The 13,850-nt window shown below is 37.9% G+C and carries 10 protein-coding genes; 5 read left to right on the top strand and 5 right to left on the bottom strand.

The window, feature by feature from the left end; genetic code table 11:
• The first annotated feature begins 224 nt into the window (after nucleotides 1-224).
• Nucleotides 225-908, top strand: coding sequence for a hypothetical protein (locus H5161_RS11175; protein ID WP_182769285.1), 684 nt, complete (start codon nucleotides 225-227; stop codon nucleotides 906-908).
• A gap of 150 nt (nucleotides 909-1,058) precedes the next feature.
• A complete protein-coding gene (locus H5161_RS11170) occupies nucleotides 1,059-1,451 on the top strand; it encodes a hypothetical protein (RefSeq protein WP_154903017.1) in 393 nt (130 codons plus the stop codon).
• Nucleotides 1,452-1,856: 405 nt separating this feature from the next.
• Here H5161_RS11170 and H5161_RS11165 read toward each other — a convergent pair whose 3' ends face one another.
• Nucleotides 1,857-3,047 (bottom strand): PQQ-dependent sugar dehydrogenase, encoded by a 1,191-nt coding sequence (locus H5161_RS11165; protein ID WP_182769284.1) that lies wholly within the window; start codon nucleotides 3,045-3,047, stop codon nucleotides 1,857-1,859.
• Between H5161_RS11165 and H5161_RS11160 the strand changes: the two genes are divergently transcribed.
• Nucleotides 3,032-3,484, top strand: a complete 453-nt coding sequence (locus H5161_RS11160) for a hypothetical protein (protein ID WP_182715555.1) — start codon at nucleotides 3,032-3,034, stop codon at nucleotides 3,482-3,484. The genes H5161_RS11165 and H5161_RS11160 overlap by 16 nt on opposite strands.
• 103 nt (nucleotides 3,485-3,587) lie before the next feature.
• On the opposite strand, the gene H5161_RS11155 is transcribed toward H5161_RS11160, so the two are convergent.
• The 4 genes from H5161_RS11155 to H5161_RS11140 form a co-directional block, all read right to left on the bottom strand.
• Nucleotides 3,588-4,787: an Nramp family divalent metal transporter gene (locus H5161_RS11155; RefSeq protein ID WP_182715554.1), complete on the bottom strand. Its 1,200-nt coding sequence runs from the start codon at nucleotides 4,785-4,787 to the stop codon at nucleotides 3,588-3,590.
• Nucleotides 4,788-5,399: 612 nt separating this feature from the next.
• Complete coding sequence (locus H5161_RS11150) at nucleotides 5,400-6,662, bottom strand: valine--pyruvate transaminase (RefSeq protein WP_182715553.1); 1,263 nt, start codon at nucleotides 6,660-6,662, stop codon at nucleotides 5,400-5,402.
• Between the two features lie 135 nt (nucleotides 6,663-6,797).
• On the bottom strand, nucleotides 6,798-7,457 hold the full coding sequence (locus H5161_RS11145) for a glutathione S-transferase (protein ID WP_182715552.1): 660 nt from the start codon (nucleotides 7,455-7,457) through the stop codon (nucleotides 6,798-6,800).
• Between the two features lie 10 nt (nucleotides 7,458-7,467).
• The gene (locus tag H5161_RS11140; protein WP_182715551.1) at nucleotides 7,468-9,759 is read right to left on the bottom strand and encodes a peptidase U32 family protein; all 2,292 of its coding nucleotides are present in this window, start codon (nucleotides 9,757-9,759) and stop codon (nucleotides 7,468-7,470) included.
• Between the two features lie 296 nt (nucleotides 9,760-10,055).
• Between H5161_RS11140 and H5161_RS11135 the strand changes: the two genes are divergently transcribed.
• Both H5161_RS11135 and H5161_RS11130 read left to right on the top strand, forming a co-directional pair.
• A complete protein-coding gene (locus H5161_RS11135) occupies nucleotides 10,056-11,159 on the top strand; it encodes an endonuclease/exonuclease/phosphatase family protein (protein WP_182769287.1) in 1,104 nt (367 codons plus the stop codon).
• A gap of 240 nt (nucleotides 11,160-11,399) precedes the next feature.
• Nucleotides 11,400-13,724 carry a diguanylate cyclase gene (locus H5161_RS11130; protein ID WP_310737009.1) on the top strand — a complete coding sequence of 775 codons (2,325 nt, stop codon included), beginning with the start codon at nucleotides 11,400-11,402 and terminating at the stop codon, nucleotides 13,722-13,724.
• Nucleotides 13,725-13,850: the final 126 nt, after the last annotated feature.

The following is a 13,850-nucleotide window of genomic DNA, read 5'->3' as shown; positions in this document are numbered from 1 at the left end:
AGGAGCCTTCAATCAATCGAACTACTGTATAAAAGGCTTTGGTTGCAGCCAAAGCTTGGGCCTCACATTACCCGAACTTGGTTAAAGTATTAATTAATTTATGGGTTTATTATCCATACAAGGCATTTAAACGGAAAATTTACAGTTGGCTGTTTTTCGTTCCTCAAACATTTTAGCCAACTATAATTTTCCGCTTAATGCGGCGTATGTGTATTGGGAAAGTTGTGAGTATGACTCGATTTTGGGATATTCAATTAGTATTAGATAGCACGTACACCGAAGAAGAACAAAAAACTGTGATTGTGAATTCTAGATCTATGGTTCATTTCATTGAAAGGCATTTATACCCACTTAACTTTCGTAGCAAATTTTCAAGACTAGTTATAAGTTGCTCTAAGTTACCAGTAGAAACTGAGTTTAGCCTGGGAAAAGATCCTGCAATTGCCCATGTTAATATCTCACAAGATTTAGGGTGTTTCATTCACTCAGATGATGAAAAGTATTTAGCTTTCGAGAAAATTCTAAAACATGGTTTTGAGGTTGCTGAAAAATATGCTGAGTTGCCGAAATCAGAAGTGTTTGATGCCATAGAACAGTTTAAATCCACTGGCTTCAAAAACGAATGGGTTCATATTGAAAAAACTTGGAAGCGAAAAGGAGTCACTTGCATAATTGAGTGTCATCATAAATTGAATACTTTCCAACTAGTTCAAAAACTTTATAAATGTGACGCATTGGTTCATTCCTCAATTATTGCTGAATCTATGCCTAGGGAGTGGTTGTTCAATCAGTTACTGGGTAAAGTCGTGCTCAAAGAGGGGGGCAAACTTATTTATTCAGTTAAATCTGAGATTTTATCAATTTTTGTTCTTGATACCAATAAACTAGAAATATTTGGTTCAGTTTAAAATACACATAACAAGCGCCTCAATTCGCTCTTAAGTTCGCTCGGACAATTAACAATGGGCTATTGTCGCTGCGCTCAATATTTTAGCCCATTATTAAATTGCCGCTTAGGCGGGCGTAATGTGTATAAATCTATATGGTGCAATATTCCAGTGTTTGAACAATTTAAGAAAATAATTGCTAGTATTTTCCTTTTATTTTTCCTTTCGGGTTGCACTGTCGGTCATAAGGACTATCAGAGATATCTGAATATGAATATTGGTGAGAATATAAATAATCAAAAGCTTTCTAAATCACCCGATGCTGGTGAGTTGATAAGATCGGATTATTTAATCGCAGGCGAAGGGTTAACCAATATTACAACATTAGATACTGGTTTTTTGAGATACCATTTTAGCAGGCAAGAAGTATTACCGAATTACAGTATTAAAGACTTTGTCGGTAAATGTCTTATTTATTACGATGTTGATCCTAAAACGGAAATCATAATTGCTTGGGGTTTTGATAAAGGTGGTAACTCTTTAAGTTGTAGAACTTGGCCTTGAGTGCAATATACACATAACAAGTGACTATGGTGTCAATTCCTAATTTCAAACGATTTTAGGATCCCGCATGACACTATCTCGCACCATTGAATTTATGATCACTACCAGCTTTCGTTGGACTTCCTAGCTTTCACTAGACGTTTTAAAATTTGAATTGGCATGCCAGTTGTATGAAAGTACACAGTTTTTATCACTAAACCGAGACCATGTACAGGCTGCTGGTGGTGGCAATACAATATATGGATTATTAGGCTCTCCATTTTTTAGAAAATACCAAGCTATATTAAATTTTGGTACTCATACACTCACAATTAGTGAGCCATTGTCTGATTGTGAGTGATTAAAGCGGTTCCCTAAAGCCGCTATTATCCTCTAAAAGCGAAGCGCCTTAACTCTCTTTGTGAACTAATTTGGCTTCACTAACATCAGCTCTGCATTTTTTCCATCCATTAATACCGCGACGTTACCCTTATCAGTTATAAACACATCTCTTAACCTGCCTGCGGCATTAGGAAATACGTGAGACTGTGTAAATTCACCACTTAGCAGATTAACGCTGTAGAGCTTTTTATCAACAAGGGTAGTGATAAGCACATGTTGCTGTAACGAAGGAAAAGCTGCATGTTTAGAGCCGTAATACGCCATGCCTGATGGCGCTATTGATGGAGTCCAATTAACACTTGGTTTTTGCATGCCTTTATATTCGGTAAAGGGTGAAATACGCGCTTGCGAGTAATCTTTGCCATAGGTGATTACCGGCCAGCCGTAATTAGTGCTAGCGGTTAAGTAATTTAGCTCGTCACCGCCTGCAGGGCCGTGCTCGTGGCTAACAATTTGCTGCGTATCGTAATCATAAACTAAGCCTTGAGGGTTACGATGACCAAGTGAGTAGACAGCATGTGCATTTAGGTTTTTATGATAAATAAATGGGTTATCTGTTGGAATGGTGCCATCTAGGTTTATACGTAATATTTTACCAAGTTGGCTGGTGATAACTTGTGCTTGCTCTCTAAAGTCATACCCATCGCCCGTTGAAACTAATAATGTATTGTCGGGTAAGACAAGGGCGCGTCCTGCGTAATGTTGCGGTGTGTTTTTATCAGTCGCTACTTTATAAATAACGTTGGGCTTTGAAAAGTCAGTGCCATTAAACGTGGCTTTGGCAACAACCAGCCTGTTTGCGCTTGCATCACCTTGGGCATAAGTAAAAATAACTTCTTTTGAGTCGTTATAATCTGGTGATAAAACAATGTCGAGTAAACCACCTTGGCCCGCAACGTATAAGCCCTCAAGGTTTAATTTTACTCTTGATTGCACGTTGTTCTTAACTATAACTACATGACCATCACGCTCTGTAATTAACCATGTGCCGTTTGGTAGTTCAACCATGCTCCACGGAGACTGTAATTGCGTAGCCAGTGTTTGTGTACTGTATTGCTCCTTTGGTAGCGCAGCGCTTGCATTAACAGAAAACGCACAAAGCGAAAGCAGAGTAAAAAAAGAGATACATTGTTTACCGGGCAAGCCTTTGCTAGCATGGCCAGTATAAGAAAAAAGCTTTATTTTAAGTTGAGATAACAATGTCGTTTTTAACACGTGTATTGCCTTCATTTTTAGTTTCTTGGTTACTTACATTCACACTAGCTAGCTTGTTTCATAGCCAATACGTTGTCAATCAATTAGTTAATGTAGGTGTAGTGGTGCTCTTGAGTGATCGGGCTAGTTTAACGCTTGATGATTGGTTAGGCCTATTACCTACCTACGGCGCTATTATTGCCCTAGCACTTGCCATCGCTTTTTTTGTTACCGCAAAGCTTAATAAAAAGGTTCAAAAATACACTACTCAGTTATTTGTTATTGCTGGCATTGTGGCATTTGCTATTGTGTTAATTGCCATTGAATCAATTATGAATATTCATATTATAGCGGGCGCAAGAGGCTGGGGTTTTTATGCTCAACTGCTTGCAGGCGCGGTAGGTGGTTTTACATTTTCGCAATTATTTAAAGTAACTAAAAACCAAAAAGCGTGTTAGATGTGTGAATATAAGTACGGTTTATACGTTATATAGTGATTAATAAATAAAGCCCGCTGTTTATTATAAACAGCGGGCTTTAAATATGGCCTTTAGAAATTAATTAAAAAATTAAACTAATCAATTTGTAGCTACTTAACCCAAAAATTAGGATTAAAACGGGTAGGGTTACCAGGTTTAACAGCAAAGAATTTGTGTAGTTTCCCATAACCCCTTTTTGATTAACCAGCCATACAAGGTAGGTGCTAACAATAGGGAGTAATAACCCGTTAGCCGCTTGTGCGAATATAATCACCGCTACTGGGTCTAAACCTAATGAGGCCACCGCAGTACCAAACAATAAAATAATAATAGCAACGCCTTTAAAGCGTAAGTTACCCATATCGTTTGACCAACCTAACATGCCACATACGGCGTAAGCACCGGCAAGTGGCGCTGTAATAGCGCTTGTTAAACCTGCTGCAAACAAGCCAATAGCAAAAAAGTAATGAGCGGCGTCGCCAAGTAATGGCTCTAGTTGCACGGCCATGTTAGCCGCACTAATTTGCCCCGCATCGGTACCATAAAATGCAACGGAAGCAGTAGATAAAATAGCTAACGTGATGACACCGCCTAAAGTGATTGATAGGCCTGTATCAACATTTGTTTCTTTAATCATTTTTTGCATATCGCTGCTACTGTCGTGTCTGGCAGCGAGTACGCCGGAGTGTAAAAATAAGTTGTACGGCACAATGGTCGTACCGACTAATGCCAATATAGTTGTAATAGAACCTTCAGGCATACTAGGGATAAAACCAGCAAATACATCAGCGAGCGAAGGGGCAGCCATTACAAGTGTTGAGATAAACACTAAACTCATTAAAATAACGAGTAAAATTAGCGCGTTTTCAACCACTTTATGTTTGCCGCTATACAGTAAAGCAGCACTTAACAAAGCAATAAGTGGTGTCCATAGTTGGGAGTTAATTTGAGGGAATATTTCAATTAATCCCATGCTAGCGCCACTTAAGTTACCCGCTTCATAAGCTGCACTGCCTACGCCAATGGCGCTAATAACTAAAAATATAGCTAAAGATTTAAATAAAGGCGTTTGAATATTAGCTCTAAGAGCTTGTGCTAAATCTTGCCCGGTAGTAACGCCAAGGCGCGCCGCCATGGATTGTAATAATATAGTGGCAATTACTGAAAACAGTAACGTCCATATAAGTGCAAAACCAAAGTTTGCACCTGCCACGCTGGCGGTAGTAATGGTCCCTGGTCCAATGAAGGCAGCGGTGACGAGTAGTCCTGGTCCTAATCGCATAATTGACCTTAATAGTGCTATTGCATGTTGCTATTTAAAGTTACATCTAACGCTTAAAACCGATATTTATACGCGATGCCTGTTGTGTTATTGCTGCCACTTAGAGTAAGTGCCCTGCAGCGATATCGCCTCTTGGCTGGTTCTTTTTTACCAGTATATGTTATACCATTCCGCAATAATACTTAATCAATTTGAGGGATTAAATCTGACGCTAACTGCGTTAAAAATTTCTGATATACGACTGCATGGATGCAGGAGGTAGAGCAATGCAGGAGCAATTGCCGAGAACAACTAAATAACGAAATTTTTGCCTGGTTATCGACACGATTTTCTCACCTCAGAATAGATCACTCAATTAAGCGAATTGCTATTAAAAAAGGTCGCGTAGGATACCAACTTGTATATAAATTTAAAGGGGATACAATGCGTTTGCATAAACTTTAAACGAATAAGTGGTGCGAGTAGAGGTTACACGCGAAGTCTCAAAATTTAGTTAATGTTTACCGCATAAAAAAGCACAATATTTTATGCAGTAAATTACAAGAGAATGTATAAGCGACGCAAGTTAAATGACGAATGCCGATATTGCTATTAATAACAATATCAATGCATTTACTTTATTAGTGCTTTGATTGCTTCTAAGCCTTTTTTTAGTGTACTTGCATCGGTAGCATAGTTAATACGGATACACTCGTGCTTGTGCGCCCAATCATCGTCAATGCCGATAAAAAAGTTATGACCTGGGATCACATACACGTCTTGCTCTTTAAGTTGTTGATACAACACCTCGCTTGTTATTTTTGCATCTTTAAACCACAGCCACATAAAAAATGCACCTTCAACTTTGTGCAAATAAACAGGCAGTTCGGCAAATACTTCGTCAAACAACTCAATTGCTATGTGTGCTTTATTACGATAAAAAGGCAGTACAACATTACGGCACAGTGGCAGTAGTTCGTCGTCGTTAATTAAGCGTGTCACTAAGCTTGGGCCAATACTGTTTGGCGATAAAACCATGCTGCCGTTTACGCGGCCAATTGCTTTAATAATCTCATTATTGGCAACCACAATACCGCTGCGTAAACCCGGTAGGCCCAGTTTTGAAAGTGACATACATAAAATAATATTTGAGTTCCACGTTAGGTTTGCATCGGTGTAAATACAACCTGGGAACGGATCGCCATATGCGTTATCAATAATGAGTGGAATACCATATTGCTTAGCAAGCAAATCAAGGTGTTTTACTTCATCGTCAGTAATTACATTACCTGTTGGGTTAGTAGGGCGTGATACGCACAGCGCGCTTATACTGCGGTCGTTTGCTAGTGTTTTTTCAACTGCTTTAAAATCAATGACGTATTTAAACTGTTTTGATGTGCTGCCTGTATTCAAAATTTCGATATCAGGCTTTATGGCAACAAACATATCAGCCGATAAACCTTGATCGGCATAACCTATATACTCTGGCGCGAGGGGGAATAAAATCTTTTTATGGCTGCCATCCGGCATTTCGCCTGCCAACATATTAAACAGCACAAAAAAGTTAGCTTGACTGCCATTACCGAGTGCTACGTTATCGGCACTAATATCCCATGCGTACTCTTTACTTAGCTGGCCAGCTAATGCTGCTCTAAACTCGTCGTTACCGGTTGGGCCATCGTAAAGCCCAAATACTTGCGATACTTTATTGCTGGCAACAAGTTTTTGTAATTCACTTAAAAAAACCTCATTTACTTGTGGTACTAATGCGGGGTTACCGCCACCCAGCATAACAATATTAGGATTGTTACTGTTTTTAGCCCCGCCTAAGTCTTCCATTAATTGGGTAATGCCGTTGGGTTGTGTAAATTTAGTGCCAAAGTTTGAGTAGTTCATAATGCATAGCGTTTGTTAATAATGGGGAGGCAGTATAGCGTAAATATAGGGCTTAAATCCGATGATGAGAATAATTCAATGCTAAGATTTACAGCTAGTTATAGTAATGTAATTCCTTATAAAACAAAGGCTAAGTTAAGGCTTTTTAACGCCGTACAAAAACTCTTCGCCGCAGTCCATATACAAATCAAATTTGGCCATGACTTTGGTGAACATAGGGGCGTGTAAAAACTCGTTTAACCATGCGCGTACATGCGTGTATTCACTTTGTAAGTACCAGTGTTTATCTACACGGGCAAACTGTCTAATAAATGGCAGCAGGGCATAATCGGCTAGACTTTTTTCATTGCCCATTAAGTATTTATGCGTGGTTAGTTTTGCTTCGAATTGCTTAATAAACTCTTCGCAGGCTTTTTGGTAGTAAATTTGTGCCATGTCTTTTGTGCGAGCGTAAAACTTGTACTTTTCGAGCACTGGTTTAAATTGTGTGTCGTTTAACTTAATTAATTCAAGCATGCGCTCAAGTGCTAATGGGTTTTGAGTATGCAGTAAATTATGCGGGTCATTTTGCTCTAATGCCCATAGCATAATATCAAGGCTTTCATCTATTACTTGGCCATTAGGTAATAATAAAACTGGCACCGTGCCTTTTGGTGATATTTGTAAAAGATGCGGCGGTTTATTTTTAGTTTTTATAGCGCGTAGTAACACGTGTTGCTCTGCCATTAAAATACCCATTCGTGCACGCATTGCGTATGGGCAGTGTTGTAATGAATATAATAATGGCAATGTCATGTTAGTTACCTTAGCTGTTTAGGCCTTCAACATACTGCTGGCGGGTTTGTACTTTAACCAAGCTATTTAAGTGTTCAACCGCTTGTGTTTTCCCGTTAATTAAATCTTGAAAATGCGCAAGTAACACAGCTTTATCCAGCTTTTCTTTATCGCCTGAACCAATGTCGGTTAAATCAATCATAAACTCGTCAAATTTGTCGGCAAAGTCACTCACAATATTCATGTTTAAAAATTGCTCATGGTTGTAAATACTTGGGTAGCCGCCTTTTTGTTTATCAATAGCAAAACTAATACCTTTAACATTGGTAACGGTGGTTTCTTTTTTACAGCTCAGCATACAGCTTGCGTCAATGCGTGGTTTTTTACATCCTACTGTTTGCTGGAAAAAACATTGTCGGCTAGTCATCATTAGTATTGGATGATAAATGCTGTACATCATTTTAAAATTGTTAGGGCGTTTAATATTACGCATTTGTGGTTTGTTTATTTCGTTTGAAATAAACGCGCCTTTTGCGTTTAAATCTTCTTGTAGTGTTAGTAACGCATAAGAGTTTGTGGTGTTTAACAACGGGCCTGCAATCCAGTCAATACCCATTTGTACTGCTTTAAATGCAACGCCAGTGTTGTTACTAATAATAAGCTTAGGTTTTACAACCTCGAGTAAACGTACCGCTTCTTCAAAATCTTTACCAATTAACACCGCCGGAAACCACGGAATTAACTGTGGGTGCTCTAAAAATACATTAATGTATTTATCGTTATCGGTTCTAAAGCTCTCTGGTAATTTAAAGTAAACATCGCCACCTGTTAAATCACATAGATGAACATCTTTTATGTCCGATATTAAAATAGAGAGTGTTGTTTTGTTATCGGCTTTAGGGTGGTTTACTAGTTTTGGCAGTTCAACAGGGGCGAGTACGTCTTTTCCTTCGTTTAATAAAAACGCGACTTGCTTCTTAATACGGGCAAGCTCTTTAAAGGGAATGCTTAAGTTGTTGCCTAAGTTTGAGTAATCCATATTTTTAATTTCAAAATTGGCATTACTAAAGGTTTTAAAGCGTTTATCAATAGCTGCAATATCAACAACCGATTTATCGGCGGTTTGCATAGGCATTTGCGATTGAACTTCAAAGCGTAGAGGTTGAAGGGCGCTTTGCTCTGCTAGGGTGTTGTCGTGTTTATCGTTTATTGTCAGTGTTACTGTAAATGGCTGGTTTAATTGGCCGCTAAACTCAAAGCGTAGTTCTCGCTTTGAAATATCTAAAAACTCAATTTTCTTTTTAACTAACGTATCAATGTCATTTTTTTCTGCGGCGAGTTCTTGTTGTGCATCGTAAATTTGCACAACCGAAATCGCGTTACTCTTTTCGTTAGCGTGATCAAAGCTATGGTCGCGCGGGTTGTCGGTAAACATGTTTTTTGTCATGTCACCTTGCAAAAACTTATTAGTAAAATTACGGTTAAATACTTTGTATAAGCTTGAATCATCTTCAATTAAATTACCTGTTTGTACAAAGGTATCTATTTGTTTGCGCCAGCTATCAATAACGGTATGTACGTAGTTAGCACCTTTAATGCGGCCTTCTACTTTTAACGAGTCAACACCAGCGGCTACCAACTCCGGTAAATCAAAATAGGCTGAATTATCTTTTAAGTTTAACGGATGTTTGTTACCCATGGCGGTTGGCTCGTATTCATCACGACATGCTTGTGAGCAACGACCACGGTTACCTGAGTTACCCACACTTACTGAGCTTGAATAACATTGCCCCGAAAACGCAATACACAATGCACCATGTACAAACACCTCGGTTAATACATCGCATTTGTGCGCTACGTCGGTCAATATTTTAATTTCAGTTAGGTTAAGCTCGCGCGATAAATTTACACGTGTAGCGCCAATGCGCGCTAAAAACTCAACCTGTGATTCGTTATGGGTGGTTAACTGAGTTGATGCGTGAATATGCAAAGTAGGAAAGTGCTTTTTAACTATATTGAATAACCCTAAATCTTGCACAATAATGCCATCGAGCGTGGTATTTACGAGTTGGTTAAGTAGCTTAAATAGCGCGCCCATTTCGTGCTCTAATATAACTACGTTTAGCGTTAAAAATATTTCACAGCCGTATTCATGGGCTAGGCGAAGTGCGCCGTTAAGCTCATCAAACGAAAGATTAGACGCTCGGTTACGTGCATTAAAGGTATCTAATCCACAATAAACCGCATTAGCACCGGCTACAATGGCGGCTTTTACCGCGTTAACATCACCGCCTGGGGCTAATAGTTCAATCTTTCTACTCATTACAATGTCGCTTCGCTCATATTTAATTGCCGCGAATTTTATATGGTTAAGCACGTTAATGCTATTTATTGAGGGATATAATAAAGACTAAAATAAAAGAGTGCATAAAATTACAATTAAGGTGGCTGATTTATTACGTAAACATGTAATAAAATGATAGTTTATAAGCAGGCAACACTTTCAACTTTACTTAGGCGAACCCCATCAGCAATCAATATCTTAAACAGTTAGATACAGATTTAAAAAGTGATGAATCTGGAATTATTAACACCCAACTAAAAATAGCCACATTTAACCTGTTTAACTATCTTGAGCCGCCCAATGCATACTATGAGTTTGAGAAAATTTATACCGCGCAGCAGTGGGCTAAAAAGCAGCGTTGGATTGTTGATTATTTAACAGAACATGCCCCTGATGTGATTGGTTTTCAGGAAGTGTTTAGTATTGACTCGTTAAAAGAGCTAGTAGGCGAGCAAGGTTATAATTACTTTGCTGTAGTTGATACGCCAGAGGTGATTGATGACTTTATTTATAAACGCCCTGTAGTGGCAATCGCCTCTAAATACCCCATAGTTGAAGTAGCAGCGGTTGAGCACGATAGTGAGCTTGCAAATGCGCTTGGCCTTAATAGTGAGTTTACTTTTAGTCGTAAAGTACTAAGAGCAACTATAACGCTGCCGCATATAGGTAATACTGATTGTTATGTGGTGCACTTTAAATCTAAGCGCCCAATGATTGAAGTTGATGAACACAACAAAGAGCTTACACCCGAGCAAAACATAATTGAAATTTTAAAAGCGAATGTAGCGGGTGGGTGGGGCTCAACTATTCAGCGTGGCAGTGAAGCTACATTACTAATGATACAAATGATTGCTCGTCGCGAAGCTACGCAACAACCCATGCTATTAATGGGGGACTTTAATAATGAACTTGCGGATGGCGTATTAAGCCATTTACTGACAAGTACGCTACGCTTTGCGCCTGCATTTGATGCTAAAACCTACCTCGCTAAATATTGTTTAAATGATTCATGGGATTTGTTTGTTAAGTCGCAGCTAAGCGAAGATGAACTGTCTAATGGTGAGGCAATGACTAGCGATGAAATAAGCGATAGTGAAAGCAATAGCATTTTTGATTTAGCTGATGAAAACGAAGCAAAAAATGTTAATGCAACTAAGCTTATGCCCTTAAGAGCGCCAACACATTATTATGGCGCGAGCAGCTCCGTGCTTGATTATATTTTATTATCATGTGAGTTTGATGCCAGCTACCTTGGCAGTTTTTTTGAGGTGATTGAGTATAATACTTATGATCGTCACTTAATAAGCCCCGAATTTGAGCGTGATGATTTAAGTACCGATCATGGTATTGTGTTAGTTACACTAAAACTAAGAAGCTAGGCTTGCTCTATGCATAATTATGCTAAAATTATAAATTAAAAGTATTCATATAGCAGCAATACTTGATGTATTGCGCCGGTTTGTATATTTTATCATCAGCCTTTTGAATTGTATTAATAATAAATTACTAAAATGGTAAATATGGAATTTTATACCTACTTGAATCATAAGCGAAATATGGATTTACCTTCGCAAATACATAGTTTCATTGTAAAGCGAATTTATAATTTTACATTTTTAGTGAAAGCTTTGCTTTTTGCTTTGTTTGTTAGCTTAAACAGCGCTTACGCACAAGAAACCACCTCATACAATTTAACTAATGAATCTAATGCAGGGCTGCTAAAAAGAGCTGAATTACTTATAGATACTGACGTTATAACAAGTATTGAACTAAGTAAGTCGTTGTTGTCACAAGCGCAAAGTGCTGATGACACGTTACTCAGCGCAAAGCTACATAACTTGCTAGGTAGGGCGAATAAAAAAAATAACAATATTAATGAATCACTCGAGCACTTTTTACAATCCTCTGTTTACTACAGCAAATTAAATGATTCACGAAACCAAATAAAGGCATCTATTAATTATATAAATATATTATTAGAAGAAAAACGTTATGACGAACTTACTACCCGCATTGAAACTTTATTACCAACAACCCTTGTGTATGGCGATGACTTTTTTATAGCGCAAGTGCTCCTTACTAAGGGGGATTCGTTTTATGAACAAAAAAAGTACAATAACGCGAACGCGCAATACACATCTGCTTTAAAATACCTTGTTGACGAAGACGAATTAATACAAAGACAGTTAGGTGAAACGTATAAAAAATTAGCTCAGTCATATAAACGCCTCAAAAATAGAGAGCAAACGGCTCACTTTTATACAAAAACTTTAGAAATATACACAAGTTTAGGTGATTTAAAGCTAATGGCGCGTACTTTAAATACACTAGCAGAAGCACACCGTTATTTAGATAACTTAGTTTTAGCCCTTGATTACTCCACTCGCGCATTAGAAATATATAAAGACATTGACGATCCTGTTGGCTTTGCTAAGGCATTACTAGGGGCGGGTATTATTTATCGTCATATTAACCTTTATGAAAAATCACTTGAACATATAAATGAGGCATATTTATATTATAAAAAAGTAAATAACATGCTTGGGATTGCTAAAACATCAAATCAAATGGGACTGGTATATACACGATTAAGGCAGTTTGATCAGGCCGAATTTTTCTATCAAATAACTATCGATTTGCCAAAAGGTATGGTCGAGGAAAAAACGCTCGCTTCAGCTTTAAGAGAAATGGCTGTTATTAACCTCGAATCTGGCGACTTAGCATCAGCAATGCAATATGCTAAAAAAGCTTATATCACTTATAAAAACAAAAACCTTACATCGTACATTTCTACAACAGCACGTATTATTGGTAATATTTATCGTGCCCAAGGAAATAACAACAAGGCTATAGAGTATTACAAAGAGTCATTGTCGTTTGCCAGAGAAGCAGGTGGTAAACTTTATGAGATAAAGTCGCTTACTGCGCTTGCGGGCATTTTAATTGGTATTGATACAAATGAGGCGATTTCTTTACTGAAAAGGTCACTCGCTTTATCAACCGAAATAGATGATAAATTACATATGCTATATGCCTATCGTGAAATTCGAATAGCAGAAAAATTGCGTGGTCGTATAGAAGAGTCACTTCGTTATGCAGAAGAAGAAATAGCCCTAACCGATATTATTCAAAATGAAAGAAATGAAGATAAATTGGCGCTTGAAAAAGCACATTTGCATTCGTACAAAATGGAAATAGAGCTTGAGACGTTAAGAGAAAAAGAAAAACGCCATCAGCTTGAGCTTGAAAAGAAAAATAATCAAATTGAAATCGCCGCCCAAGCTAGAGTTATATCAGAGCTAGAGCTTTCAAAGAATAAATACGCCAGTATTGCGCTAGCATTTTTATTAGCCGCTTGTTTAGCTATTGTATTACTGGTTTATAGAAGTTTTATTGCCTCTAAAAAACGTAATGAAGAGTTAGACTATTTGGCAGCAAGAGACCCTTTAACCAATTGTTATAACCGTCGTATTTTATTTGAGGTTATGAATCGCGACTTTTTGGATTTACCTCAGATTGAAGAGTACTGTATTTTAATGGTCGATATTGATCATTTTAAAAGCGTTAACGACACCTATGGGCATAGCATTGGTGACACAGTACTTTGTGGCGTAGCCGAACTTTTACAAGCTAATATACGTAAAAGTGATAGCGTGGCCCGTTTTGGTGGCGAAGAATTTTGTATTATTTTGCCCAACACAACTCAAGAGCAAGCAATACGTATAGCTGAGGCTATTCGTATTAAAGTTGAAAAAGCGACATTTGATGATATTCCTGTTACGTGTAGCTTTGGGGTTACGTCTATTAAATTTAAAGCCAGAACACCTTCTGAGTTGATTGAACAGGCTGATTTAGCTCTTTATGAGGCTAAGTCCTTGGGGCGTAATCAGGTAGCGTTATGGGATGCTTCGCTTGAAGAGTTTAAACTTTATAGATCGGAGTAAATACAGCAGTATACAGTTTAGTTTTGATGTTATTTTTTAAAATTATAACAAGTAAATTTTATACAATGCTGTGCGTTACTTACATATGTAATTAGGTTTATTAGATTAACCCTTTGAATATCAGTG

This window comes from Pseudoalteromonas sp. SG43-5 (assembly GCF_014164345.1).
Classification (GTDB): domain Bacteria; phylum Pseudomonadota; class Gammaproteobacteria; order Enterobacterales; family Alteromonadaceae; genus Pseudoalteromonas; species Pseudoalteromonas distincta.
Note: the sequence above shows the minus strand (reverse complement) of the source record. Positions and strands in the feature narration are given on the sequence as shown.

Coding starts and splice junctions, on each gene's coding strand:
- H5161_RS11145 (WP_182715552.1), bottom strand. CDS start 7,457: ATGACATTGCCATTATTATATTCATTACAACACTGCCCATACGCAATG.
- H5161_RS11160 (WP_182715555.1), top strand. CDS start 3,032: ATGTCGTTTTTAACACGTGTATTGCCTTCATTTTTAGTTTCTTGGTTA.
- H5161_RS11140 (WP_182715551.1), bottom strand. CDS start 9,759: ATGAGTAGAAAGATTGAACTATTAGCCCCAGGCGGTGATGTTAACGCG.
- H5161_RS11155 (WP_182715554.1), bottom strand. CDS start 4,787: ATGCGATTAGGACCAGGACTACTCGTCACCGCTGCCTTCATTGGACCA.
- H5161_RS11150 (WP_182715553.1), bottom strand. CDS start 6,662: ATGAACTACTCAAACTTTGGCACTAAATTTACACAACCCAACGGCATT.